This is a genomic window from Sphingomonas cellulosilytica (assembly GCF_052321755.1).
Lineage (GTDB): Bacteria > Pseudomonadota > Alphaproteobacteria > Sphingomonadales > Sphingomonadaceae > Sphingomonas.
Map to the genome: position 1 here is coordinate 1 of NZ_JBQRTT010000013.1, position 24,754 is coordinate 24,754.

The window sequence follows — 24,754 nt, forward strand, 5'->3', positions numbered from 1 at the left end:
AGGTGTCGCACCGGCTCGCGCGCGAGACGGGCGGCCATTATCTCGACCAGTTCACCTATGCCGAGCGCGCCACCGACTGGCGCGGCAACAACAACATCGCCGAATCGATCTTCGCGCAGATGGCGCATGAGGAACATCCGGTGCCCGCCTGGATCGTGTGCGGTGCCGGCACGGGCGGCACGTCGGCGACGATCGGGCGCTACCTGCGCTATCAGCGGCATGCGACGCAATTATGCGTCGCCGACCCGGTGCATTCGGTGTTCCACCGCCATTTCGCCGATCGCACCGTGACGACATTGCCGGAGGGCTGCGCCAGCCGGATCGAGGGGATCGGCCGCCCGCGCGTCGAGCCGAGCTTCATCCCCTCGGTCATCGACCGGATGATCCCGGTGGAGGATCCGGCGTCGATCGGCGCGATGCGCGCGCTGTCGGCACGGCTCGGCCGGCGGGTCGGCGGGTCGACCGGCACCAACCTCGTCGCCTGCCTGACGCTGGCCGAGGAAATGGCGGCGGCAGGCACGCAGGGCAGCATCGTCACCCTGCTCTGCGACGGCGGCGAACGCTATGGCTGCACCTATTACGACGATGCCTGGCTCGCCCGCTGCGGCATCGACATCGCCGCGGCGACGGCGCGGTACGAAGGTCTGCTGTAGCGACGACGCCCGAGCGGGTGCGGCATCACTGCGCCTCGCGATCCGCCGTGACAAGCCAGCCATGACGTCGGCGCGATGCGTCCGGCACCGCTCATGCCTCTCGCACTGGATGCAGGCGACGGTCGCTTCCTTGATGATCCGGTTCATGCGCCCGGCTTGTCCGTTGGTCCGAACGCCTAGAACCTGACGCGCACGGTGCCTCCGTAGGTGCGGGGATTGCCGGGATAGCCCTGGATGATCCCGGTCGACTTCGTATAGCCCAGCAGGTTGATGAAATATGCCTTGTCGAACAGGTTCTCGACCCAAAGCTGGAGATCGAGCCGCTCGTTGTCCAAAAGCAGACCGACGCGGGCGCTGGCAAGTGCTTAGCCTTGGATCTCCGCAGCGGGATCCAGCGTGATGGTGGTGTTCTGCTTCGAGCGCCAGTTCACGTCGACCAAACCATAGGCTTCGCTTGTGCCTGGACGAGCGACCATAGGTTGAGAAGACGTGGGGGGGGGGAGCAACTCGTCCGCTTTTAAGCGTCGGTTGCGGAAAGCGGTCACCCAGAGCTATACGTTACCAGACGGGACCTCCCGGTGGCGAAGGCAAATTCCCCCATACCGAGCGGATGCCTTCCGAGCAGCGCGAATAAGGCTTCCTGCAATCAAGCTGTCGATCAATTTGGTCGCGCACTGCTTCAAGGGCCTCGCAGGACACGCCCATCTCAGTTTCGAGAAAGATATGCGGTTCGGGGTTTAAGCCATGTGAGATTTTAAGGTACTCGTTTAGCTGCGCCCGAGAAACAGCGGTGCCGTTCCAATATATCGTTCCGCCATGTGTGAGCGCAACCACACTCATGATCGGCTCGATGCCACCAAATTTATAGGGCTCTTGCCAATACGATCTCGGGGTCTTGCATGCACGGGGGTCATGTTGCGAGCATGCGACGATGAGCATGGCAGCAATTGCGGCGGGCAACAGCGACAGCAGGATTTTCAAGGTCCCCATCTACCAAGGCTGAATGAAATACCGGTTTTAGGCAAGGTGATGCTGCGCACGAACGTCGGACATTGGGCGTAAGCGACCGCCCTGCCCTATCGCTTATAAGACCCACATCCGGACGGTCGACGTCGTTCGGTCATGCCCTCGAAGCAGACGCTTGTTCATGGGACATGCTGGAGCAGCGATGCAATCGAACGTGGCATCTCGGGTCATCCCGGGCTGTCGCGCGTTCAGGCTGATGGATCAGAAGCAGACCCCCATCCTTGAGGCGCTGGCAAAGATCGAGCGACGGCCGATCCGCGGCTTCGGAGCGCCTGGCCGCAATCTGGGTCGAGGCGCCGCGCGCGACGTGCGCAAGCTGCTCGGCTCGCGTGTTTTCGAGGCTGACATCATCACCCCCAAGGGGCTCGACGATCGAACCGAAGGCGCCCACGTTGTCCAACGCGCCCAAGAAATCGCGGCAGAGGCCTGGAACGCAGACTTCTGCCGGTTCGTCACCAGCGGTTCGACGCTTGGCCTTCACATGGCCCTAGCCGCGGTAGCCCGGGCGGGCGATACGGTGCTGTTTGCTGCCAACATTCACAAGGCAGAGCGCTCACACGCGTTAGCTGCGGGGCTCACCGGCTCTGCGTAGGTCTGTCCGATGCGCGCCACCTGCTCGCGATCGTCTCGGCCGGCACGACGACCGCCGACGTGAAGGCTCTGGCAAAGGGGCTTGGCGACTGCGCCGCGCGGCTGCGGGCAGGCGACGTGACGCTGACCGCGGCAGCTGATGCGCCTCGCAGCGGGACGCTGACGACGGACATGGCGGCAGTGCCCGCCGACGCGTTCTTCGGACCGGTCGAGCGGATCGCGCTGGAAGAAGCGGAGGGCCGGATCGCCGCGGAAATCGTTGCCCCTGCCCCGCCGGGCGTGCCTCGCCTCGTTCCCGGCCAGCGGATCGGCGCCGAGCACGTCGCTTGGCTTACCGCTAATCGCGATCTTGGCATGTTTCTGCTCGATCCCACCGATCCTAGCCAAAGGACGATCCGGTGCGTCGCGGCAAGCGCTGCCGCTTTGGGTTAACCCGGCAAGCAGCGCCCGAGCCACCCTCCCGCGATCGGCCGTTTGCCCATACCGCATGCTACCGCGGGTCGGCGCGCCAGCATCCCGGCCGCAGCCCCAACCTGATCGAGGTTAAGCAGAACGCCGCTGAACAAGCGTTAGTATCACACGTTTGGAATGCTGTGCGGACGGCTCTTCCGGTTTGACCGCTCGCGTCTGACGGAGGATCTCACGCTATGGCCGACCTGACGTTGCATGAGCTGTCGAAAAAGATGGCGAAGCTGGATTTCGCCATGCTGAACACGCAGTCGTCCGGCGGGGAGATGACCGCGCGCCCGATGAGCAACAACGGCGATGTCGAATATAGCGGCGACAGCTATTTCTTCGCTTATGCGGATTCGCGCAAGGTCGCCGACATCAGCGGCACGCCTCAGGTGTGCCTGACCTATACCGGCGCCGCCGGGATGCTCGGCGGCCCGCCGCTGTTCGTCGCCGTCGAAGGCCAAGCATCGTTGATTCACGACAAAGCCGAGTTCGAGGCGCACTGGACCAAGGACCTCGATCGCTATTTTCCGGACGGAATCGATACGCCGGGCATCGTGATGATCAAAGTGCATGCCGATCGCATTCGCTATTGGGATGGTGGCGACGAAGGTGAGCTACGGGCTTGAGCAGCCCGGCAGTTCCGGTCGACCCGCCGCCCGCGCTTGCCATTTGCATCCCCGCCCGCAACGAGGCGAGGCGGCTCCCGCGATTGTTCGACGCGCTTGACCGCTTGCTGGTTCCGGCGGGCACGCAGGTCGTGATATGCCTGTTACTCGACAGTTGCAGCGATGGCAGCGCCGGCGTCACGGCCGACTATGCTGCGCACGCTCGCCATCCGGTGCACATCGCCACACATGACGGCGGTCCAGCCAATGCGGGCATCTCGCGCCACGCCGCCATGTCGCTCGGCATGGCGGTGCTGGGACCTGCTGGCGGCATCCTGCTGACGACGGATGCCGACAGCTGGCCTCGCGCCGACTGGCTCGGCGCCACCGTCAACGGGCTTGCCGCGGCCGACCTGATGGCGGGGAACGTTCTTCGCGGCGACGGGCCGCAGGATCAGGCGCAAGATCGGATCGAGCGCTATTACGCGCATCTCCACCTGCTACGCCGCCGCGTCGACCCGGTGGCGTGGGAGGCCGAGGCGATGCACCATCATGCCAGCGGCGCGAACATGGCGATGCGCACGGAGGTTTACGCGGCCCTTGGCGGCTTTCCACCTTTGATCAGTGGCGAGGACGCACAGCTGGCCGACGACGCGGCGCGCGCGGGATTTCGCGTCCGGCGTGATGCCGCGAGTGTCGTCCATACCTCCGCCCGGCGGCAGGGGCGTGCACGGGGAGGCCTTGCGACGGCGCTGGATCTGCTCGATCGGATCGGCCTCGACGGCGTGCGTGTCACGCATCCGGTCGATCAACTCTGGCAGTACCGGCAGCACGCGCTGGCGCGGCGCGCCTTTGGAACCGCCGAATGGTCACCCTTGGCTGCCGCGATCGGGCTGAGCACCGATCATCTGCGCGGCGTCGCCCGCGATTGTCCCAACGCCGAGGCGTTCGCCATGCGTGCCGTTCCCGAAGCGCCGGGCGGTATGCGGCAGATTCCGTTCGAGGTGGCCGAGGCCGCACTTGCGATGCTCACCGCCGCACCGCCGGCGCAGGCGGCATGACCGACCTTCGCATCCGGCTTGCGACGCTCACGAAGGAGCAGCAAGCGGCTGGCGATCCGGTGGACGCCGCCTCGCTTTTGGCACTGTTGCGGCTGCTCTACCGTGTCGGTCGCGAGGATTTGCCGCTCGGTCGATTGTTCGAAGGGCATGTCGACGCGGTTCAGATCGTGATGCGCTACGGCACCCGCGCACAGCACGATGCGCTGGCGACGTCGATCCGGAAGGGCGCGATGTTGGGGGTGTGGAACGCCGATCTGCGCGGCGAGCCGCTACACCTGGCAGATGGCCGGCTCAGCGGCGGCAAGAGCTTCGCGTCGGGGGCCGGGATACTGACGCACGCGCTCGTCACCATGGACGTGGCAGACGGGCGGCAACTGGTGCTGCTCGATCTTGCGACGACACCGCCGGCGATCGATCGCAGCGTCTGGCACGTCGTCGGCATGCAGCGTTCGGAAACACACGTCGTACGCTGGCAGGGGGCGGCGATCGGTCCCGAGGCGATGATCGGCACACCCGGCGATTATGTGCGGGAGCCCTGGTTCTCCGGCGGCGCCCTGCGCTTCGCCGCGGTACAGGCTGGCGGGATCGCGCGACTGGTCGATGCGGTTCGGGGCCATCTCGTCACACTCGATCGCGCGACGGACCCGCATCAGGCCGGGCGCCTCGCCCGCCTTTTCGCGCTTGCGGAAGGTGCAGCGGCGGCGGTGCGTCGTGCCGCGGCCGGCTGGTTCGAGGATGAGGCCGCCCGCCTGCCCCTGGTCGCAGCGGCGCGCGCTGCGATCTACGCCGCCGGCGGCGAAGCCATCCCGCTCGCGCAGGAAGCGGTGGGCGTGACGTCCCTGTTCCTCGACCAGCCACTCGCCGCGACGATCACGGATCTGTCGATGTATCTGAGGCAGCCCGGCCCCGACGCGCAACGGATGCAGGTTGGCGCAGCGGTCGCCGCCGGTATTCTCCGACCCGATCTGTGACATTCCGTCCCGGCCATCAACGCGCGTTGCTGGTGATCGCGCCACACCCTGACGACGAGGCGATCGCCGCGCACGGCCTGATCTCACGGCTGGCAAGACGGGGCGTTCGCGTCGCGGTTCTCGTCGTCAGCGATGGTGCCGCGTCCCATCCCGGCAGCGCAACCTGGCCACCTGCGCGCCTGATCCGCGAGCGTCAGCGCGAGACGAAGCGCGTGATGCGGCGGCTGGGTGTGGCGGCGGGTGCCGTTACGTTCCTCGCTTTGCCGGACGGGCGTCTCGACGCGCACGCGCCGGCCGTCCGCCGCCATGTCGTCCGTGCGACCCGTACCCTTCCGCGCCCCCTGCTTGCGCTCGCACCATCGCAAGCCGACGCCCATCCCGACCACCGCGTCGTCGCGGCGGCGGCGACGCGCCAAGCAGGCGTGCAATGGTGGCGCTATCCGATATGGCCGACGGGCCAGCGGCTGCCAGGTGCCCGCACCCTGTCGCTGACCGCACAGGAGCGCATGGCCAAGCGACATGCGATCCGCAGCTACCGCACGCAGGCCGGACGGATCGTGGACGATCCCGACGGCTTTGCCATGACCGCGCAACAGATTGCCGCCTTCAGCCGCCCTCAGGAGATATTCGCACCTGGAGGTACGTCATGAAGCCGATCGGCCTTGCCGGGTTCGAACGTACGTTTACCGATGATCCCGACCCGTGGCGGACCTTCACCAACCGTGACGAGGCGCTCAAGCGTGCCGCGATCCTGCACGCGATCGGACCCGGCCCGCACGGCCGCATCCTGGAATTGGCTGCCGGAAATGGGTCCAACAGCCGCGCGCTTGCCGCGCGTACCCTGCGCCTCGACGCCACGGAGGCGACGGGCTCGGGGACCCGGCTCGTGGCCGAGGCATTGTGCGAACACAAAAGGCGCGCCCGTGCCATCCGTTTGGCGGTGCCTGCACGCTTCCCATGCCAGCGCTACGACATCGTCCTCATCGCCGAATTGCTCTACTACCTGTCCCCGCAGGCGATGCGCCAAACCGCCCGTGACGTGACATCGGCACTGCGGCCGGGCGGCGTGCTGGTCCTGGCGCATCATCGGATCGAATTCCACGACTTCGCGCAGCATGCCGCGCATCTGCAACGGACGTTCCTCCACCAGACGAGGCGCAGGTGGCGATGCCGGATCGTGCGAAGGACCGGTCGCTGGGTCGTGCTCGGCTGCAGCGTGGCCCGAGCGTAGATCGGCCGCCGCACCCATCATGGGCATCGGCGGGCTCTGCTCGCGTTCAACGTCCGCCATTCGTGACGGTTCGTGCAAGCGGTAGTTGCCCCAGCCTCGCGGTGGCTCGCCATGCCAGGCAAACACCGCTCGCAGCCGCTTCTTCAGCTATCAACGGCACGAAGGTAGCTCCGGAGGGTTAGCGCTTCGAAGGAGCGCGAGATGGACCGATTGCAAGCCAGGTATGACGGTAGCGATGCCGAAGGCGCGTCGAGTGCCACCGTCACACCAGCGCAGGTGCCTGGGCTCAATGGTTTGCTGGGCCTGGCGGTGGGCGTGGTCGTTATCGCCGGACTGTTTTTCGCCAAGGACGTACTGATCCCGATCACGCTCGCGGTCCTTCTGTCGTTTGTCCTTTCGCCGATCGTGGCCGCGTTGCGCCGACTTCGGGTTCCACGCGCCCTTGCCATCATGCTCGCGGTGCTGAGCGCGCTGGCGGCACTGGGCGGCGTCGGCACCATGGTCGGGATGCAAGCCGCCTCGCTTGCCGGGAATGCACCGACCTACGCAGAAACAATCCAGGCGAAGATCGATCGCGCCCAGCACTTCGCCGCCAACCAACTCCGCATCTTTACGCCTTCGACGCCTGTGCAGCTTCCGCCTGCACTTGGCACTGTTGAAATACGCGGCACCCGGGCGCATCCGCTGGAGGTCAGGATCAGCGAGAAGAAGACGCCGATCCTCGAGCAGGTCGGCGGGTACCTGGAACCGATCGTCGCGCCTTTCGAAACCTTCGTGATCGTACTGGTCGTCGCCATCTTCATCCTCATGCAGAAGGAGGATCTGCGCGACCGGCTCATCCGGCTGTTCGGCTCCTCCGACCTGCATCGAACCACCGCCGCGATGGACGATGCCGGCAAAAGGCTCAGCCGCTACTTCCTCTCCCAACTCGCCGTGAACGCCAGCTTCGGCCTGGTGGTGGGATTGGGGCTGTGGCTGATCGGACTGCCTGTGCCGGCCCTGTGGGGAATCCTGGCAGGCGTGTTGCGCTTCGTGCCGTATATCGGTGCGCTGTTGGGCGCGACGCTGCCGCTGGCGATCGCCGCCGGTGCCGATCCGGGCTGGACGACCATGCTGGAGGTCGTGGCACTGTTCGTCATCCTCGAACCGCTGATCGGCTATGTCGTCGAGCCTCTGCTATACGGCCACTCCACCGGCCTTTCACCGCTGTCCGTCGTGCTTGCGGCGGTATTCTGGACATGGATCTGGGGGCCGGTAGGCCTCGTCCTCTCGATGCCGCTGACCTTGTGCCTCGTTGTGCTTGGCCGGCATATTCCCAGCCTCGAGTTTCTCGATGTCCTGCTCGGCGACCGGCCGGCTCTGACGCCGGTCGAGAGCTTCTACCAGCGGATGCTCGCGGGCGATCCGGACGAGGCCCTCGCACAAGCGGAAACGCAACTCAGCGAACGGTCGCTGACGGCCTATTATGACGAAGTCGCCCTGCCGGCGCTCAAACTCGCTGCCGCCGATGTCGCGCGGGGAGCGATCGACCGCGCCAAGGTGGGCCGCATCGTGGATGGCATGCTCGAGTTGGTCGGCGAGCTTTCCGAAGCCGATGACACGGCCAGCACCGCCAATGCCCCCGAGCCGCCGCTCAATCCGGTGCCGGAAACCGCCGCGGGCTTTGCTGAAACCGCGCCCCACGTACTTCCAGAAGCGCCGGCCGACTGGCGCGCGGACGGATCGATCCTGTGTGTCGCAGGCCGAGGCGCCCTGGACGATGCGGTGACGGCGATGATGGCGCAGCTGCTCACCAAGCGCGGTTTCGGTGTACGCCGGGTGACCCATGATGCAGGTTCGCGTGCCAACATCGGCAACCTGGATGCGTCGACCGCGAGGCTGGTCTGCGTCTCCTATCTCGAAATCGGCGGGGCGCCCTCCCACCTGCGCTATCTTGTCCGCCGACTGCGCGCGAGGACGGGTGACGCCCCTATCCTGGTCGGCCTCTGGCCGGAGGGCGAGGCAGCATTGAGCGACGCGCAGATCCAACGTGCGCTGGGTGCCGACCATTATGTCGGTTCGCTTGGCAGCGCCGTAGAGACATGCCTGGCGACTGCTTCCACAGCACCGATCAAGGCTGTGGCGTGATGGGGGCAGCAGCATCGAAACCGTGCGGACAGGACCGATCTACGGTCGTTCAGCGGCACAGATCGCGAAAGCGGGCGCTCGGTGTGGTCCCTGCGCCCTTTCGGCTCGCTCGCGCATTATAGCCTCAACACAAGGGGATGGCATGTCATGAACGTCGCACCGCTCGCTTCTGCGCTCCTCCTCGTCGCGGCGCCCGCGATCGCGCAGAGCAGCCCGGAAGACAACGACAAGCGGCCGGTGCAGGCGCATTTCTATGAGCTGACCCCACTGAAGCCAGGGCCCGACTTCGCCGCCTCGCTGAAGCTGCCGCGCGGCTACCGCATCGCCACCTGGGCGAGCGGCCTGGGCAACACCCGGGTCATGGCGGTGGCGCCGGACGGCTCGGTCTACGTTAGCCGGCGCTCGGAGGCCGACATCGTCAGACTGGTGGACGCGAGCCGGGACGGGCGCGCCGACGGCGCGCCGACAGTCATCGTCAATCGCCCAGGCCTGCACGGACTGACGATCCACGACGGCATGCTCTACTTCATGACGGCCAAGGAGGTGTTCCGCGCCCCCCTGCGGCCGGGCGGCGGCATCGGCACCATCGAGACGTTGATCGACGACCTCCCCGACGCCGGGCAGCACCTCAACCGCACGCTCGCGGTCGGCCCGGACAAGATGCTCTACATCAGCGCGGGCTCGACCTGTAATGCGTGCGACGAGTCGAGCCAGGAGAATGCGACGCTGATCCGCGCCAGCCTGGACGGCAAGACGCGGCGAGTCTGGGCTTCCGGCCTGCGCAACACGATCGGCTTCGGCTGGCATCCGCGCACCGGCGAACTGTGGGGCTGGGACCAGGGGATCGACTGGCTCGGCAACGACCTCCAGCGCGAGGAGGTGAACAAGATCGAGCGGGGCAAGCGCTACGGCTGGCCCTATGTCTTCGAGGACGGCAAGCGGAACCCGCAGGACGAGCCGCCGGGTGGCCTCACCGCAGCGCAATGGGCGGCGGCATCGACCAATCCGGTACTGATGCACGTCGCCCACTCGGCGGGGATGCAAATGGCCTTCCATCCCGGCGGCGGCTTCGGGCCCGACGTCGCCGGCGACGCCTTCGTTGCGTTGCGCGGAAGCTGGAACCGCAAGCCCGCGTCCGGCTACGAGCTGGCGCGCATCCGCTTCGACGCGAACGGTCAGGCGACCCGCGTCGAGACCTTTGTCAGCGGGTTCATGAGCCGCGACGGCACGGGCCAATATGGACGGCCGTGCGGCGTGGCGGTGATGCGTGACGGCTCGATCCTGCTCTCGGACGATGCCAACGGCGTCATCTACCGCATCACCTACGACGGCGCGACCGGGCAGGCCGCACCGCTCGCACCGCCTCCCGGCCCGATGCTGGAGCAGGCGGCGCGGGGTACCAACGTGCCGCTGGCCCTCACGCGTCCGGAGACGCGGCCGAGCGGCCCGGCAAGGCTCACCGTCGGCGCGGCCGCCTTCACCGCCAACGGCGCGATCCCGCGCGAGCATAGCGAATACGGCCTCGGCATCTCGCCCGCGCTGAACTGGTCGGCGGTCCCCAACGCCGCCTCCTACGCGGTTCTGGTCGAGGACCCGGACGGATCGGCCAAGCCGGTCGTCCATTGGGTCGCCTGGAACATACCCGCGGGCACCACCCGCCTGCCGGAGGGCTTGCAGGAGCGCGACCGGCTCAACGGTGGGCCGCTGGAGGGCATCATGCAAGGCGCCAGCGGGCGCGGCACTGTGGGCTGGTACGGCCCGCGCCCGCCCAAGGGCGACACGCCGCATCGTTACCATTTCCAAGTGCTCGCGCTCGAACGCCAGCTGGACCTGCCGCTGGGCGCAACGCGCGACCAGCTGCTCACCGCCACGGCGGGGCACGTGATCGCGACGGGCGACCTCGTCGGCACCTACGCCGAGCCGAAGTGAGCCGCACCTTCGCCTCTTCCGCGCTGTGACGCGAGGCCGCCGCCTGAAGTTCGCCGGCGTGGTGCTGGCGAGCGCGGTGGTCGCGTTCGTGATCCTGCTCGTCATCGCGCACCGCCCCGCCATCGCGCCCGTCGAGCGTCCCGATCCGCGCTCGTTCGCCCCGGCGCTGGTCGCACGCGGCGCCAATCTGGCGCGGATCGGCAATTGCGTCAGCTGCCACCAGTCCGAAGGCGGTCGTCCCTATGCCGGCGGCTATCCGGTCAAGACGCCGTTCGGCACCATCTACGGCAGCAACATCACCCCCGATCCCGACGCCGGCATCGGTCACTGGTCGCGCGCGGCCTTCGCTCGTGCCATGCGGGAGGGCGTCGGCCGCGACGGCAGCCATCTCTATCCCGCTTTCCCCTACACCCACTATGCGGGTGTGACCGATGGCGACGTGGACGCGCTCTACGCCTTCCTGATGACGCGTCCCGCGGTGCGGGCAACGCCGCCCGCCAACGACCTGATCCCTCCACTGGATTTCCGCCCCCTGCTGGCCGGATGGAAGCTCCTCTTTTTTCAACCGACGCCGATCCGCGCCGATCCGTCGCAGTCGGCCGACTGGAACCGCGGCCGCTACCTCGGCGAGACGCTGGCGCACTGCTCCGCCTGCCATAGCCCGCGCGGCCTGTTGCAGCAGGAAAAGCGCGGCGACGCGGCCTATGACGGGGGCTGGTCGGGCGGCTGGTACGCGCCGCCGATCAACACGCGCTCGCCCGCCGTGCGCGCATGGACGCCGCAGCGCCTTGCGACCTATTTTCGCACCGGGCGGAGCCGTGATCACGCCGCCGCGGCGGGCCCGATGGGCCCGGTGACCTACAATCTGGCACGCGCCGAGCCGGCGGACGTGCGGGCGCTCGCGACCTACTACGCATGGTGGATGCGTGACGCGCCGGCGGCGAAGGTTGATCTCCCGCTGCCTGATCGCCGCGCCCCGGCGGAGCGGCAGCATCCCGCCGGCGCGCGGCTCTACGAGGGTGCGTGCGCGACCTGCCACGAGCCCGGCGCGCCGATGGTCGTCGCGGGCCGCCCGGTGCTGCCGCTCGGCACGCCGTTGCACGAGGACAACCCGCGCGACACGATCCAGATCATCCTCCAGGGACTGCGCCCGCCGGTCGAGGCGAGCGGCCCCTACATGCCCGCCTACGCCGACGCGCTGACCGACAGGCAGATCGCCGAGATCGTCGCCTATCTGAAGGCGCGGCATGGCTCCGGGCCAGCGTGGCACGATGTGGAGAAGGACGTGGCGAAGGCGCGGGAGGAGGGCCGGTGATCGAGCTGAACGTCAACGGCGGCGTCGCCCAGGCGGACGTCGATCCCGCCACCCCGCTCCTCTACGTCCTGCGCGACGACCTCGGTCTGCACGCCGCGAAGTTCGGCTGCGGGCTCGGCCAGTGCGGCGCGTGCACAGTACTGGTCGACGACCGCCCGGTCTTCTCATGCCTCCTTCCCGTCGGCGCGATCGGCGAACGCGCCGTGACCACCGTCGAGGGGCTCGGCACCGCCGCCGCGCCGGGCGACGTCCAGCGTGCATTTCTCCACGAGCAGGCCGGGCAGTGCGGCTACTGCATCCCCGGCATGATCGCCCGCGCGGAGGCGCTGCTGCGACGCACGACGACGCCCACCGAGGAGGAGATGCGGTCCGCCATGGCACCCTCGCTGTGCCGATGCGGCACTCACATGCGCATCCTGCGCGCCGTGCGCCGGGCCGCGGTCGCACGCGGCGGCGGCGTCGTCGATCCCGCGGAACCGGTCACATGACCCCGTCGCGCCGCGAGATACTCGGCGGGCTGCTGGTCGCCTTCACGCTGGCGCCCGCCGTGCACGCGCAGACCGGCGGCGGCGAGGGAAGCGGGGGGCCGCCGACGGTCGCCCCAGACCTGCCCGGCACGCTCGCTAAGTTCCCCGACCTCGATGCATGGATCCGCATCGCACCCGACGGCCGCGTCACCGTCTTCACCGGCAAGGCGGAGCTCGGCACCGGGATCAAGACCGCCATTGCCCAGCTCGCCGCTGACGAACTCGACGTCGCCTTCGATCGGATCGACCTCATCACCGCCGACACCGGGCTGACCCCTAACGAGGGCGTCACCGCCGGCAGCCAGACGCTCGAGCAGAGCGGCACCGCCGTCGCCAACGCCGCCGCCAATGTCCGCCACCTCCTCGCCGAAACCGCGGCGGCGCGCTGGGGCGTGGCCGCCACCGCCCTGTTCACGCGCGATGGCGCGGTGCTGGACGGCAAGGGCCGGAGCGTCAGCTATGCCGACCTCGCGGCCAAGACCTCGCTGGCCGTGCGCGCACGCGCGGACGTGCCGCGCAAGCGCCAGGAGGCACGCCGGCTGATCGGACGCCCGGTGCCACGCGTCGACCTGCCTGCGAAGCTCACCGGGCTCCCGGCCTATGTCCACGACATGCGCCTGCCCGGCATGGTGCACGCGCGCGTGCTGCGCGGGCCGAGCTCGGGCACGAGCGGGCGCTTCGATCTATCGACGATCGGGCGGCTGCCCGGCGTCGAGCGGGTCGTGCGCCGCGGTGGCTTCGCCGCGATCGTCGGCCCGCGCGAGTGGCCGCTCGAGCGCGCGCTGCACTCGGCAGCGCGAAGCGGCTGGACCGCGGAGGCGGGCGCCAATGCACCGGGAGCGCTGCCCGGCGCCCTGCTGCGGATGCGCCGTGAGAGCCAGACGATCCAGGACAGTCGCGACGAGCCCAACGCGCGCCCGGTGCGGCGCCTGTCGGCGCGCTACGATCGACCGTATCTGATGCACGGCGCTATCGGCCCCTCCTGCGCGGTAGCGTTGCTCGAGGACGGTCGGCTCACCGTCTGGACACACAGCCAGGGTGTCGAACCGCTGCGCGCGTCCATAGCCGAACTGCTGGCGATACCGGCCGAACGTGTCCGTTGCGTCCACCGGGAGGGCGCAGGCTGCTACGGCCACAACGGGGCGGATGACGTCGCGGGCGACGCAGCGCTCGTCGCGGTCGCCATGCCCGGTGTGCCCGTCCGCCTGCAATGGAGCCGCGAGCAGGAGCATGGCTGGGAGCCGCTCGGCCCCGCCATGCTGGCGCAGCTCGACGCGGGTCTCGACGCCTCCGGCCGCATCGTCGCCTGGGGCCATCAGGTCTGGAGCAATACGCACAGTACGCGGCCGACTGCCGCAGGCGACCTGCTTGCGGGCCGCGAGATGGTGCCGCCCTTCCCTGCCACTCCGCCCAAGCCGATCCCGCAGCCAAACGGAGGCGGCGACCGCAACGCCATCCCCCTCTATGCCTTTCCCAACAGCCGAGTGGTCAGCCATTTCCTTCCCGACATGCCGATCCGCGTCTCGGCGTTGCGGGGCCTCGGCGCGCATCTCAACATCTTCGCGCTCGAAAGCTTCATGGACGAGCTCGCAGCAGCGGCGGGGCGCGATCCCGTCGCCTTCCGCCTCGCCCACCTCGACGATCCACGCGCCGCGGCGGTGATCCGTCGCGCTGCGACGCGCTTCAACTGGGAGGGCTTCAGGGCATCTCCGAACCGTGGACGCGGCTTCGCCTTTGCCCGCTACAAGAACCATGGCGCCTACCTTGCCGTTGCGCTCGATGTCGAACACGTGCCGGATGAGGGCCGCCTGATCGTCCATCGCGCGGTAGCCGCGGTCGACAGCGGCGAGGCCGTCAACCCCGATGGCATCCGCAACCAGGTGGAAGGCGGCATCGTCCAGTCGCTCAGCTGGAGCGCCTACGAGGCTGCGGAACATGACGGCACGCGCCGCACCGACTACGACTGGAGCACCTACCCCATCCTCCGCTTCGGCGACGCCCCGCGCAGCGTCGTGGTCGACATCGTGGACCGGCCTGGCATGCCGTTCCTGGGCACGGGCGAGTGCGCGCAAGGACCGACCGCCGCAGCGCTGGCGAATGCCTTAGGGGCGGCGGGAAGGAGGATCAGGTCGCTCCCCGTCGCGCGATCCGGCGCCCGAGTTCCTTGACTCATTACCGGCTAATCAACGCCGGTCGCTCGTTCCTCAACCTTGGTCGTTCATCATTTAAGTGTGCAGTCCCGGCATCTGGCGGATCGGCTCGACTCCGTCCGCCCTCCTATTCCGCGGTTACGCAAGCGGTCCGTTGCGGACAGGGACGCCGAAGTCGGGCGTGCCGTCCCCACGGTAGCGGATCGGTTGAATGCGGGTATGTCGGTTCGGATCGAACAGCGGATCGCCGGCGATGTCGTGGTAATCGCGCGCGTGATAGACGAGCATGTCGTGCCCGCGCCCGTCGACCGTGAAGCTATTGTGGCCAGGCCCGTAGATGCTGTTCGCGGGCGAGGACTTGAACACTGGCTCCGGCGACTTCGTCCAAGCCGCAGGATCCATGATATCGGCATCGTCACGCGCGGTCAGCATGCCCATGCAATAGCGCGCGTCGGTCGCGCTCGCCGAATAGGTCATGAAGATGCGGCCGTTGCGCATGAGCGGCGCGGGACCTTCCGCCACCTTGAAGCCCTGAACCTCCCATGGCAGCGTCGGCACGGTCAAGCGTGCAGGCTTGGCGGCAAAGGTCAGCGGGCTGGCCATCGGGGCGAGATAGAGGTTCGAGTTGGTATCGATTCCCGGCTCGCGCTGTGCCCAGGACATGTAGCGTACGCCACGGTGGGTGAAGACGGTGGAGTCGAGGTTGAAGCTGTCCCACGGCGTCTGCAACTGGCCAAGCACGGCCCATTTCCCGGTCATCGGATCGGTGCCGTCGCAGACCACCGCGTAGGTGCGGATGCGGAACACGTCCTCCCCGCCGCCGCTGGGACCGGCGGCGAAATACATGATCCAGCGGCCATCGATGAGATGGAGTTCGGGCGCCCAGAGGAAGCCGGACATCGGCCCCTTCGCCTCATGCCGCCACAGCACGGCCTCCGCGGCGGTCGAGAGCCCGGCGAGCGTCTTCGCGCGGCGCAGCACCAGCCGGTCGTATTCGGGCACCGATCCGGTCATGTAATACCAGCCGTCGGTGTGGCGGAAGATCTGCGCGTCGGCGCGGTTCCTGACCAGCGGATTGACGATGCTGCCGCGTCCACGCAGTGCGGTGCCGCCGGTCGTGGTGCAGGCACCCAGCGTCGCCATGGCGCCGCCGAGCACGAGACGCCGGGAAAACTGCATCATGATCCTCTTCCTCCTGCGGCCGTCGGGCCGGTCAATAATCCGCCACCGGCCAGCCGTCCGCGCCCCAGGTGAGCGGGGCGATCCGCAGGGTCGGGATGCCTTTGTTGTCTTTGTCGTAGGCGTGGTATACGATATAGTCCCGTCCGCCACGGTCGCGCAGCACGCCGGCGTGCCCGGGTCCGCGAAAGCGCTGTTTCTCCGACAGGTCGGCGCGCAGCAGGATGGTCCCGCCGCCCGCCATCATCGCACTGCCGTCTTTGCCCAGATACGGCCCGGTGATCGCGCGCGATCGCCCGACGACCGTGTAATAGGTGCTCGCCGCGCCCTTGCAGCAATAGTCGTAGGACGCGATCAGCCAGTAATAGCCACCGCGATCGACGATGAACGGCGCCTCCACCGGCGCGGGCGCTCCGCGGGGCACCGGGCGGCGCGCGATCGAGACTGGTTTCGCCATCGGGTCGGCGGGCTTGCCGGTATTGGGGTCGAGCGCGAAGAGTTTCAGGCCGGTCCAGAAGCTGCCAAGCGCGAGCCACTGCCGGCCGTCGCGATCGACGATGAAATTGGGATCGATCGCATTGAAATCGCTGTCACGCGTCGACATCACAACCAGCCCCTCGTCGCGCCAGCCATAGCGGGGCGCCTTAGGATCGAGCGTCGGGCTGGTGAGCAGCCCGATCGCCGAGCGGTTCGATCCGAAGGTCGATACCGAATAATAGAGCCGCCATCGCCCGTTCACGAACGCGATGTCGGGTGCCCACATGTCGCGTGCGCCGGGGATCGCCGCGGTCGCCCAGCGGGGCAACGCCGGCACCGCCGCCCCGGACGCCGTCCAGGTCAGCAGGTCCTTCGACGAGCGGACGGGGATAAATCCGCCGCGCTCCACCGCGCCGCCCGTCGCGAAAATGTAATAGGTGTCGCCTTCGCGCGCGATCACCGGATCGTGGACGGGTGCAATGTCGCCGGCCAGCCGATCGTTCATGGTCGGAGCCGTCTGTGCCCCGGCGCTGATGGCGGCGACAGTCAGGACGGCGGCACATAGGGCTATGCTGGGGCGCATCAGTCGAGCTTCAGGACCACGACCGACTTGGGCGGCAGGGTCACCGACAGCCTGCCGCCCGCCATGCTGGCACCGGTGAAGGCCGCTGGCCTGACCGTCTCGGGCGCGGCGAACGTATTGTGCGCATTCATTGCGTCGGCGGTCAGGATCCGACCGGTCACGCGGCTCGCCGTCATGCCGGCCAACGTCGTGGTGACGCCGTGCGAGCGGTTGGGGTCGAGGTTGGCGAGCGCGACGTGCGTCGTCCCGTCTTTCGCCCGCACCGCCGACACGCTGATCGCTGGCACCACCCACTGGTCCTTGTTGTACCAGGGCGATGTCAGCTCGACCGGCAGCACCGTCGCGTCCTGCCACGGCTCGTACATCTTGAAGACGTGATAGGTGGGCGTCAGCATCATCTTGGCGCCGTCGGTCAGGATCATCGCCTGCAGCACGTTTACCATCTGCGCGATCGCGGTCATCTTCACCCGGTCGGCATGCCTGGCGAAGATGTTGAGGTGAATGGCGGCAACCAGCGCATCGCGCAGCGTGTTCTGCTGGCGCAGGAAGCCCGGGTTGGTGCCGGGATCGCCCGCGAACCAGGTGCCCCATTCGTCGACCGCCAGCCAGATGCGCTTCTTCGGATCGTATTTGTCCATGATGGCGGCATGGCGGGTGACCAGTTCGTCCATCCGGTTGGCGCCGACCAGGGTCTCGGCCCAGCCCACCTCGTCGAAATCGGTCGCCGACGCGCGTGGCGGCCAGTTGCCGGGGATCGTATAGTAATGCAGCGAGAGCGCATCGATCTGGCTCGCGGCCTCGCGGATCAGCACTTCGGTCCACTTGTAATCGTCGACATTGGCACCAGCGGCGATCTTGAGCACGCGCGCGCCGGCAGGCGTCTTGACGAAGGTCGCATAGCGGCGCGTCAGATCCGCCGCATACTCCGGTCGCATGTTGCCACCACAGCCCCAAAGCTCGTTGCCGATGCCGAAATAGGGGACCTTCCACGGCGCCTTGCGACCGTTCTTCGCGCGTTCTGCGGCAAGCGCACCGGCGGGCGCGGTCATATATTCCATCCATTCCGCCATCTCTTGCGGCGTGCCGCTGCCGACGTTGCCGGCGACATAGGCCTCCGCACCGATCTGTTCGGTCAGGTCCATGAATTCGTGCGTGCCGACGGTGTTCGGCTCGGTCACGCCGCCCCAATTGGTGTTGACCTTGACCGGACGTTGCCCACGGGGACCAATCCCCTCTCGCCAGTGATATTCGTCGGCAAAACAGCCGCCGGGCCAGCGGATGACGGGCACCTTCAGCGCCTTCAAGGCCGATACGACGTCGTTGCGAAAGCCACGGGTGTTGGGGATCTTCGAATCCGGGCCGACCCACAGCCCGCCGTAGATGCCGGTGCCGAGATGCTCGGCGAACTGGGTGAAGATGCGCCGGTCGTAGACCGGACCGGGCGTGTCGCCGCGGATCGTCGCGGTGGCGGGATCGCCGGACGGAGCGGTCTGTGCAAAGACCGGCCCGGCGCCGGCAAGCAGCAGCGCAACGGCCAGGCTGCGGAGAGTGCGGGTCATGGTCATGTCCTCGTTCTTTGAAAGGGGTCCGGCGGGCGTCGCGCGCCGAGCCGTCAGAGCGCGGTTACCGTCACCGGCCTGTCCGCCCCCACCGCGCGGCCCAGCCGGTTGCGCAGCGGCAGTGTGAAGGGGGTCGCCGCAATCTCGAATTCGTCGCCCTCCTGCGTCCGCACACCGTCGCTGAACGAGAGCGTTGCGGTGCCGAAGAAATGGACGTGCACGTCGCCTGGCTGCCGGAACTGGGCGTATTTGAAGTGATGATGTTCGAGGTTGGCGAAGCTGTGCGACATGTTCGCCTCGCCCGACACGAACGGCCGCTCCCACACCACTACGCCGTCACGCAGGATGCGGCTCGTCCCCTCGATGCGGTCGGGCGCGGCGCCGAACAACAACTCGGGTCCGATCGCCGCCTGGCGCAGCTTCGAATGCGCCAGCCACAGGTAATTGTGCCGTTCGGTCACATGGTCGCTGAATTCGTTGGCAAGGACAAAGCCGAGGCGGAAGGGTGTGCCGTCGGGACCGATGACGTAGATGCCGGCGAGTTCGGGCTCCTCGCCCCCGTCCTGCGCGAACGCTGGCATGTCGAACGTCGCGCCGGGGCCGATCAGCCCTGTCCCGTCACCCTTGTAGAACCATTCGGGCTGTTGGCCGATCTTGCCTGCCGCAGGTTTCCCGCCCGCCAGCCCTTCGCGGAACATACGCATCGAATCCGTCTGGTGCTCGGCAGCCGCCGCGCGATGCATCGTGTCGCGACCCTCCGCCGAACCGAGATGCGTAAGGCCGGTCCCGGTCATGTGCAGATGCGCGGCATCGTCGTGGCCGATCGGTGCCAGAATGCGCCCGGAGGCAAGTTCCGCGGCGACGTCGATCGCAGCGCCGCGATCCAGGCGGGCGATCGTCGTTGCGATCCCCTCCCCGGCTGCGATCGCCGCCATGGCGAGAGCATAGATGGTGTCGACACCGGCCAGGACAAAGCTGTCGGCGTCGCAGGCGACGATCACCCGGCAGGCGCCCTTGTCGTCGCGGCCTTGCAGAAGACGCAGGGTCATCGAACCGTCTCTCCCTCCCGATGCGATGCCGATATCCAACTCTGGCTCCGCAATTTATTAGTCCGACATAAAGCGGCGGAATGGAGGATGCAATCTCTGGTTTCGTGCGGTACAACGCAGCGATGCGGTGGGTTGAGGAAGAAGGCCTGGGGATGGAGGACGGTGCGACCGCAATGACCGGCGCGGTCGAACCGCCGCCACGGGCGTCGCGCGGCAAGGGCCGCCGCCTCCACGGCGCGATCGCCCACAAGATCGGGACCGCCATTCTGTCCGGCGAATATCAGCCCGGCGACACATTATCGAGCGAAGTCGCTTTTTCCGAAGCGCTCGACGTCTCGCGCGGCGCCTATCGCGAGGCGATGCAGGTGCTCGCCGCCAAGGGGCTGGTCGAGAGCCGGACCAAGGCCGGCACCCGCGTGCTGCCGCGCGGTCGCTGGAACCTGCTCGATCCCGACGTGCTGGCCTGGGCGTTCGCCGGGGAGCCGGATCGCCAGCTGATCCGCAGCCTGTTCGAATTGCGTGCGATTATCGAGCCGGGTGCGGCCCGGCTGGCAGCCGAACGCCGCACGCGCGAAGACCTGAAGCGGATGAAGGATGCGCTGGCAGGCATGAGGCGCCATACGCTCGGGGCGGCGGCCGGACGCGCCGCAGACCACGAATTCCACGAGGCGATCCTGGCCGCGACCCGCAACGACGCGCTCGTCACGCTGACCGCAGGCATCGGCGCCGCCGTCAGCTGGACGACCGTCTTCAAGCAGCGTGCCCGCGCGCTGCCACGCAACCCGATCCCCGATCACGCACGTGTCTACGACGCCATCGCCGCGGGCGACGGCCCTGCTGCCAGTGAGGCTATGCGGACCCTGGTCAATCTGGCGCTCGATGACATGCAGGATTCCGAACTGCTCAGGGATGGCGGCGGCCTGGATCGCTCCTGAGCGGGGTCCAGAGATATTGTTCGACTAAACTCGCTCAGCGATCACCGCCCGGCATGGTCGCCCTCTCCGCTGCGCCATCGGTCGGCGTCAGCCGGATCGTGAATGCGACCGGCTCCAGCCGCGTGCGATATTGCGGCAGCGGCCGTCCGAGATCGCTCCACTGATTGTCACCGCCAACGCCCCATTGCGCCGCATCCACCAGCAAGGTGCCGCGCTGTCCGAATACGATGTCGGACCATTTCCACGTGCCAGGCGGCCGGCGATAAAGCTCGGTATAGGCGAACGGCAGCGCGTTCATCATCAGCGGACGGTCGCCCTCCACGCGCACCCCTCGCGCCCCGCCGAGCAGCCGCATCCATCGCACGTCGACCTTGTTGCCGGTATCCTGAGGCCGGATATAATCGTGCGGCTGGTCGGCGAGCCTGCCCGACCACAGGCCGATCGCCGCCGAATGCCTGCGATCGACATAGCTCTCGTGCGGCCCACGGCCGTACCATTCCGCCGTGTCGAGATCGCCCGGCAGGTCGAACGTCAGCCCGACGCGGAACGGCGGCGGCAGATCCTTCCTGACCGGCGTGAACTGCGTCGCGACGGTCACCGATCCGTCGGCAGCCATGCGATAGGTCGCGCGAAAGGTCGCTGCATCCGGTACCGCCCCGGTGCCGAGAGCGAAGTCGACGACCGCCTCCGTCCTCCCGCCGTCCTGGCGCAGCGTAACGCCCGTCACGCGGCGCGTAGCGCTCATCGCCTTCCAGATCGCCAATTGCCGCGCCGTTCCGGTCCCCAGGCTCGCGTCGGTTTCCGCTCGCCAGAAATTGGGGGCGCCGCCGCTCAGCATCGTCCGCCCGCGGCGGGTGTAGGACCGGATCAACCCGCTCGTCCGATCGATGCTCAGCACCGCGTCGGCAGCGGCGAAGCGCACCGCGTCGCCCGTCTCGCGCACCGTCGCAGATCCCGCCGCGGCAAGGTTCGGCGGCGCGCCCGGCCGGACGACGAACTGTTCCCATGCCATGACCGTCCCCGCCGCAACGGTCGGTGTCAGGCCCGCCGTCGCGTGCGCGCGCACGGTGACCAGATATTCCGCGCCGGGCTGGTCCGGAAAACGCTCGACCGGCAGGCGCAACATGCCGCTGCTCCGCGCGGTGACGTCCGGCGCCGTCAGGTCGCCGCGCATCACCACGCGCCCATCCTTCATCAGCTGCCAGTCGAAGGCATAGCCGCGTGTACCTAGAAAATCCTGGCGATTGTGGATCGTGACTTCGCCCGTGAGCGGCAGGAAATCGGTGAACTGGATCGGCTCCGACACCTTCCTCAATTCGTACAGTACCGGATTCGGCGTGCGATCCGACTGGATCACGCCGTCGCCGAATTCGATATCGCCTGAATAATTGGGCCCGTAGGCGCCCCCGTCCGCCCAATAACGGCGGCCATCCCTGGTATAGCCGTACATCGACTGGTCGACCCAGTCCCAGATGAAGCCGCCCTGCAGCCTGCCCGGCTGTGCGTAGATCGCGTCCCAATATTCCTTCAGATCGCCGCCCGAATTGCCCATCATATGCGCATATTCGGCCTGGATCATCGGTTGGCGGTAGGTCCAGTTCCGTGCGTAGTCGGTCATCTTCTGCGCCGGATCGTACATCGGTGCATAGATGTCTGCATACCAATTGGGCCGGTGATCGAAGAGCGGCAGCGGCCCCCAGCCCGAATAGCTGACGAGCCGCCCGGGATCGCGTGCCTTCACGATGCGCGCCGCATCCTCGAACGTCGGGCCGATCCCTGCCTCGTTCCCCAGCGACCAGAAGAGGACGGAGGGATGGTTCTTGTCGCGCTCCACCATGTTGGCGACGCGTGCGATATGCGCGGCGCGCCAGGCGGGGTCGAAGCCGATCTGATAGTCGGCCCGTCTGTCCGGCAACCGGTTGCCGACCTCCATATAGCCGTGGCTCTCGATATTGGCCTCGTCCATGACATAGAGGCCGTAGCGATCGGCGAGTTCGTAGAGATACGGATCATTGGGATAATGAGCGGTGCGGACGGCGTTGATGTTGTTCGCCTTCATCAGGCGGACGTCGCGCTCCATCAGCTCGCGGCTGATGACGTGGAAGGTTTGCGGATCATGCTCGTGGCGGTTGACGCCGCGGATGGTGATCGGCCGGCCGTTGAGGGTGACCACGCCCCCTTCTATCGCGACGGTGCGGAAGCCGATACGGTAGGGCGTCGACTGGGTCAGCCGCCCGGCCGCGTCCTCCAGTTCGACCAGCAATGTGTAGAGATCGGGCGTTTCCGCGCTCCACGGTCTGACGTCGGGCACCTCCGCGGCGAAGGTCACGGCGCGCTCCGCGCCGCTCGCGGCCAAGGGCGCGGTGCGGGTCAGCACGGTGCGGTCGCCGTCAAGCAATGTGATCCTCGCCCGCCCCGCCGTGCCCGGGGTCGCTGCGATGTCGACCGACAGCGTGCCGTCGCCGCTGCCCGCGACGAAGCCCGCCCGAACGAACGCATCGCGGATGTTTGCAGGCGGCACCGCGATCAGGAACACATTGCGTTCGATCCCGGAAACACGCCAGAAGTCCTGGTCCTCCAGATACGACCCGTCCGACCAGCGGAAGACCTGGATGGCGACGGTATTGCGACCGGGATGCAGATGCGCGGCGATGTCGAATTCGGACGGCAGCTTGCTGTCCTCGGCATAGCCGACCTTCGCGCCGTTCACCCACACGGTGTAGGCCGACCCGGCCGCACCAATATGCAGGATTACCTGCTGGCCCGCCCACGCCGCCGGTACGTCAAAGTTGCGTCGGTACGATCCCACCGGGTTGGTCGCGTGCGGGATCAGCGGCCGGTTGGCGGGAAAGGGATAGCGCCAGTTATTGTAGACGGGCTGGTCGTAGCCCTGCGCCTGCCACATCGCTGGCACGGGGATCGTCGCCCATCCCGACACGTCGAAGCCGGGCTGTTCGAACCCGGTCGGCACGGCGTCGGCACTGGGCGAGAAGGCGAATTTCCATGGCCCGTCGAGCGAAAGGAAACGCGACGACGCCGCGCGCCGACCATCCAGGGCGCGGGCGCGGCTCTCGAACGGGAAGCCGGTGGCCCGCGCCGGCAGCTTGCCGCGCGCGAAGACCGCCGGGTTCTCCCAGTCGGGTCGCGCAGGATCGACCTGGACGGGGGCGACGCGCGGATCCGACTGGGCGACGGCCGCCGGCACCTGCCCGAGGATCAGGGCCGCGGTCATCAGTTGGCGGAATGTCACCGTCGTCATCGTCGCGATCGATCCTGCCTCTCTCTCAGAAGCGGAACCGGGTGCCGAGACCGAAGTAGCGCCCTTCATCCCGCACGTCGCGGATGTAGGTCCGGTCCGCACCATAGGTGATATAGCTGCGGAACGGCCGCGCGATCAGGTTCGTCGCATCCAGTGTCAGAGTCAGTTCCTTGATCGGATTCCAGCTGATCGAGAAATCAAGCCGCTCGATGCTCTTGACGCCCTCGCCGATGTAGATGCCATTGTTATAGAGATTGCCGGTCACGTACGGATCGCGATGGTTGAACGACAGGCGCGACGAAATGCCGTTGCGTTCGTAGAACAGCGCTGCATTGTACGTCCACTTCGACACGAACGGAATCGGGACGAACGGCGGGAGCTCGGGCACGGTGCCGTTGGCAGCCGTCGCCAGGGGATACCGGTTCTTGCCGTCGACATAGGTGACGTTCGCCTGGACGCCGAACCCCTTCAGCGCACCCGGCAAGAAGTCGAAGAAGGTCTGTCCGCCGACTTCGACACCCTTGATCCGGCCTGCACCCGCGTTTTGGGGCGAGGTGACTTCGGTCAACCCGTAGACCGGATCGATATAGCGGCGCGTGTAGTTGGAGATGAACCCGAACAGGTCACGGTAGAAAACCGAAGCCGTGACCGACGATGCGCGCGAAAAATAATATTCGACCGTGGCATCGTAGTTTGTGGATGTGAGCGGCACCAGGTTCGGGTTGCCGCCGCTGCCGAACGAATCCGGGCGACCGCACAATGCGACGGGAAAGCGCAGGTCGCACGACGTATCCAGGGTGGCCGCCGGCGCCCGCTGGGTGATGGTGATCGCCGGGTTGAGCGCACCGAATTCCGGCTTGGTCCGCGTCTTCGTGATGCCCAGGCGTAACTGCAGCTTGGTATCCGGGCGAATCCGCATGCTGAAATTGGGCAGCACGTCGACGTAGGGTCAGGACCCATTGATATGAGCGTCGCGATCTGATTCAGGCTCCGCGAGGAGACCGGGATGAGCGACCTGTTTTGGCTGACGGACGAGCAGATTGAGCGGCTGCGGCCGTTCTTTCCCAAGAG

21 protein-coding genes and 1 pseudogene are annotated in these 24,754 nt (G+C 67.4%); 14 read left to right on the forward strand and 8 right to left on the reverse strand.

Annotation, left to right across the window (positions count from 1 at the left end; all coding sequences use genetic code 11):
* A partial coding sequence (locus ACTZQ5_RS13800) for a PLP-dependent cysteine synthase family protein (RefSeq protein WP_443585717.1) occupies positions 1-653 on the forward strand: 653 nt, incomplete at its 5' end.
* Positions 654-829: 176 nt separating this feature from the next.
* On the opposite strand, the gene ACTZQ5_RS13805 is transcribed toward ACTZQ5_RS13800, so the two are convergent.
* Together ACTZQ5_RS13805 and ACTZQ5_RS13810 are read right to left on the reverse strand one after the other, a co-directional pair.
* Positions 830-988, reverse strand: coding sequence for a hypothetical protein (locus ACTZQ5_RS13805; RefSeq protein ID WP_443585718.1), 159 nt, complete (start codon positions 986-988; stop codon positions 830-832).
* A 223-nt stretch (positions 989-1,211) separates the two neighbouring features.
* A complete protein-coding gene (locus tag ACTZQ5_RS13810; protein ID WP_443585719.1) occupies positions 1,212-1,634 on the reverse strand; it encodes an ExbD/TolR family protein in 423 nt (140 codons plus the stop codon).
* Positions 1,635-1,875: 241 nt separating this feature from the next.
* On the opposite strand from ACTZQ5_RS13810, the gene ACTZQ5_RS13815 reads away from it, so the two are divergent.
* The 12 genes from ACTZQ5_RS13815 (at position 1,876) to ACTZQ5_RS13870 (ending at position 14,660) form a co-directional block, all read left to right on the forward strand.
* Positions 1,876-2,271: an aminotransferase class I/II-fold pyridoxal phosphate-dependent enzyme gene (locus ACTZQ5_RS13815; protein ID WP_443585720.1), complete on the forward strand. Its 396-nt coding sequence runs from the start codon at positions 1,876-1,878 to the stop codon at positions 2,269-2,271.
* Positions 2,272-2,330: 59 nt separating this feature from the next.
* The gene (locus ACTZQ5_RS13820; RefSeq protein WP_443585721.1) at positions 2,331-2,702 is read left to right on the forward strand and encodes an Orn/Lys/Arg family decarboxylase; all 372 of its coding nucleotides are present in this window, start codon (positions 2,331-2,333) and stop codon (positions 2,700-2,702) included.
* 215 nt (positions 2,703-2,917) lie between these two features.
* Positions 2,918-3,352 (forward strand): pyridoxamine 5'-phosphate oxidase family protein, encoded by a 435-nt coding sequence (locus ACTZQ5_RS13825; protein ID WP_443585722.1) that lies wholly within the window; start codon positions 2,918-2,920, stop codon positions 3,350-3,352.
* Entirely contained in the window at positions 3,349-4,392 is a 1,044-nt protein-coding gene (locus tag ACTZQ5_RS13830; RefSeq protein WP_443585723.1) for a glycosyltransferase family 2 protein, read from the forward strand. The genes ACTZQ5_RS13825 and ACTZQ5_RS13830 overlap by 4 nt, the downstream gene beginning before the upstream one ends.
* The gene (locus ACTZQ5_RS13835; RefSeq protein ID WP_443585724.1) at positions 4,389-5,363 is read left to right on the forward strand and encodes an acyl-CoA dehydrogenase family protein; all 975 of its coding nucleotides are present in this window, start codon (positions 4,389-4,391) and stop codon (positions 5,361-5,363) included. Before ACTZQ5_RS13830 ends, ACTZQ5_RS13835 begins: the two co-directional genes overlap by 4 nt.
* Before the next feature lie 32 nt (positions 5,364-5,395).
* Positions 5,396-6,013: a PIG-L deacetylase family protein gene (locus ACTZQ5_RS13840; protein WP_443585736.1), complete on the forward strand. Its 618-nt coding sequence runs from the start codon at positions 5,396-5,398 to the stop codon at positions 6,011-6,013.
* Entirely contained in the window at positions 6,010-6,594 is a 585-nt protein-coding gene (locus ACTZQ5_RS13845; RefSeq protein ID WP_443585725.1) for a methyltransferase, read from the forward strand. The genes ACTZQ5_RS13840 and ACTZQ5_RS13845 overlap by 4 nt, the downstream gene beginning before the upstream one ends.
* 201 nt (positions 6,595-6,795) lie before the next feature.
* Positions 6,796-8,721 carry an AI-2E family transporter gene (locus ACTZQ5_RS13850; RefSeq protein WP_443585726.1) on the forward strand — a complete coding sequence of 642 codons (1,926 nt, stop codon included), beginning with the start codon at positions 6,796-6,798 and terminating at the stop codon, positions 8,719-8,721.
* Between the two features lie 147 nt (positions 8,722-8,868).
* On the forward strand, positions 8,869-10,650 hold the full coding sequence (locus ACTZQ5_RS13855; protein ID WP_443585727.1) for a YbhB/YbcL family Raf kinase inhibitor-like protein: 1,782 nt from the start codon (positions 8,869-8,871) through the stop codon (positions 10,648-10,650).
* Between the two features lie 25 nt (positions 10,651-10,675).
* A complete protein-coding gene (locus tag ACTZQ5_RS13860; protein WP_443585728.1) occupies positions 10,676-11,965 on the forward strand; it encodes a cytochrome c in 1,290 nt (429 codons plus the stop codon).
* The gene (locus ACTZQ5_RS13865; RefSeq protein WP_443585729.1) at positions 11,962-12,453 is read left to right on the forward strand and encodes a (2Fe-2S)-binding protein; all 492 of its coding nucleotides are present in this window, start codon (positions 11,962-11,964) and stop codon (positions 12,451-12,453) included. Before ACTZQ5_RS13860 ends, ACTZQ5_RS13865 begins: the two co-directional genes overlap by 4 nt.
* The gene (locus tag ACTZQ5_RS13870; protein WP_443585730.1) at positions 12,450-14,660 is read left to right on the forward strand and encodes a molybdopterin cofactor-binding domain-containing protein; all 2,211 of its coding nucleotides are present in this window, start codon (positions 12,450-12,452) and stop codon (positions 14,658-14,660) included. The genes ACTZQ5_RS13865 and ACTZQ5_RS13870 overlap by 4 nt, the downstream gene beginning before the upstream one ends.
* A 126-nt stretch (positions 14,661-14,786) precedes the next feature.
* Here ACTZQ5_RS13870 and ACTZQ5_RS13875 read toward each other — a convergent pair.
* From ACTZQ5_RS13875 to araD1, 4 genes and pseudogenes are all read right to left on the reverse strand, one after another.
* Positions 14,787-15,824: pseudogene (locus ACTZQ5_RS13875) on the reverse strand (glycoside hydrolase family 43 protein); the annotation flags it as partial.
* A gap of 31 nt (positions 15,825-15,855) precedes the next feature.
* Complete coding sequence (locus tag ACTZQ5_RS13880) at positions 15,856-16,881, reverse strand: arabinan endo-1,5-alpha-L-arabinosidase (RefSeq protein ID WP_443585731.1); 1,026 nt, start codon at positions 16,879-16,881, stop codon at positions 15,856-15,858.
* The gene (locus tag ACTZQ5_RS13885; protein WP_443585732.1) at positions 16,881-18,440 is read right to left on the reverse strand and encodes an alpha-N-arabinofuranosidase; all 1,560 of its coding nucleotides are present in this window, start codon (positions 18,438-18,440) and stop codon (positions 16,881-16,883) included. Before ACTZQ5_RS13885 ends, ACTZQ5_RS13880 begins: the two co-directional genes overlap by 1 nt.
* Before the next feature lie 53 nt (positions 18,441-18,493).
* Complete coding sequence (araD1, locus tag ACTZQ5_RS13890; RefSeq protein WP_443585733.1) at positions 18,494-19,489, reverse strand: AraD1 family protein; 996 nt, start codon at positions 19,487-19,489, stop codon at positions 18,494-18,496.
* Positions 19,490-19,641: 152 nt separating this feature from the next.
* On the opposite strand from araD1, the gene ACTZQ5_RS13895 reads away from it, so the two are divergent.
* Positions 19,642-20,424: a FadR/GntR family transcriptional regulator gene (locus ACTZQ5_RS13895; protein ID WP_443585737.1), complete on the forward strand. Its 783-nt coding sequence runs from the start codon at positions 19,642-19,644 to the stop codon at positions 20,422-20,424.
* A 34-nt stretch (positions 20,425-20,458) separates the two neighbouring features.
* On the opposite strand, the gene ACTZQ5_RS13900 is transcribed toward ACTZQ5_RS13895, so the two are convergent.
* The gene (locus ACTZQ5_RS13900) at positions 20,459-23,683 is read right to left on the reverse strand and encodes a glycoside hydrolase family 2 TIM barrel-domain containing protein (protein WP_443585734.1); all 3,225 of its coding nucleotides are present in this window, start codon (positions 23,681-23,683) and stop codon (positions 20,459-20,461) included.
* A 25-nt stretch (positions 23,684-23,708) separates the two neighbouring features.
* Positions 23,709-24,620, reverse strand: a complete 912-nt coding sequence (locus ACTZQ5_RS13905; RefSeq protein WP_443585735.1) for a TonB-dependent receptor domain-containing protein — start codon at positions 24,618-24,620, stop codon at positions 23,709-23,711.
* Positions 24,621-24,754 lie beyond the last annotated feature (134 nt).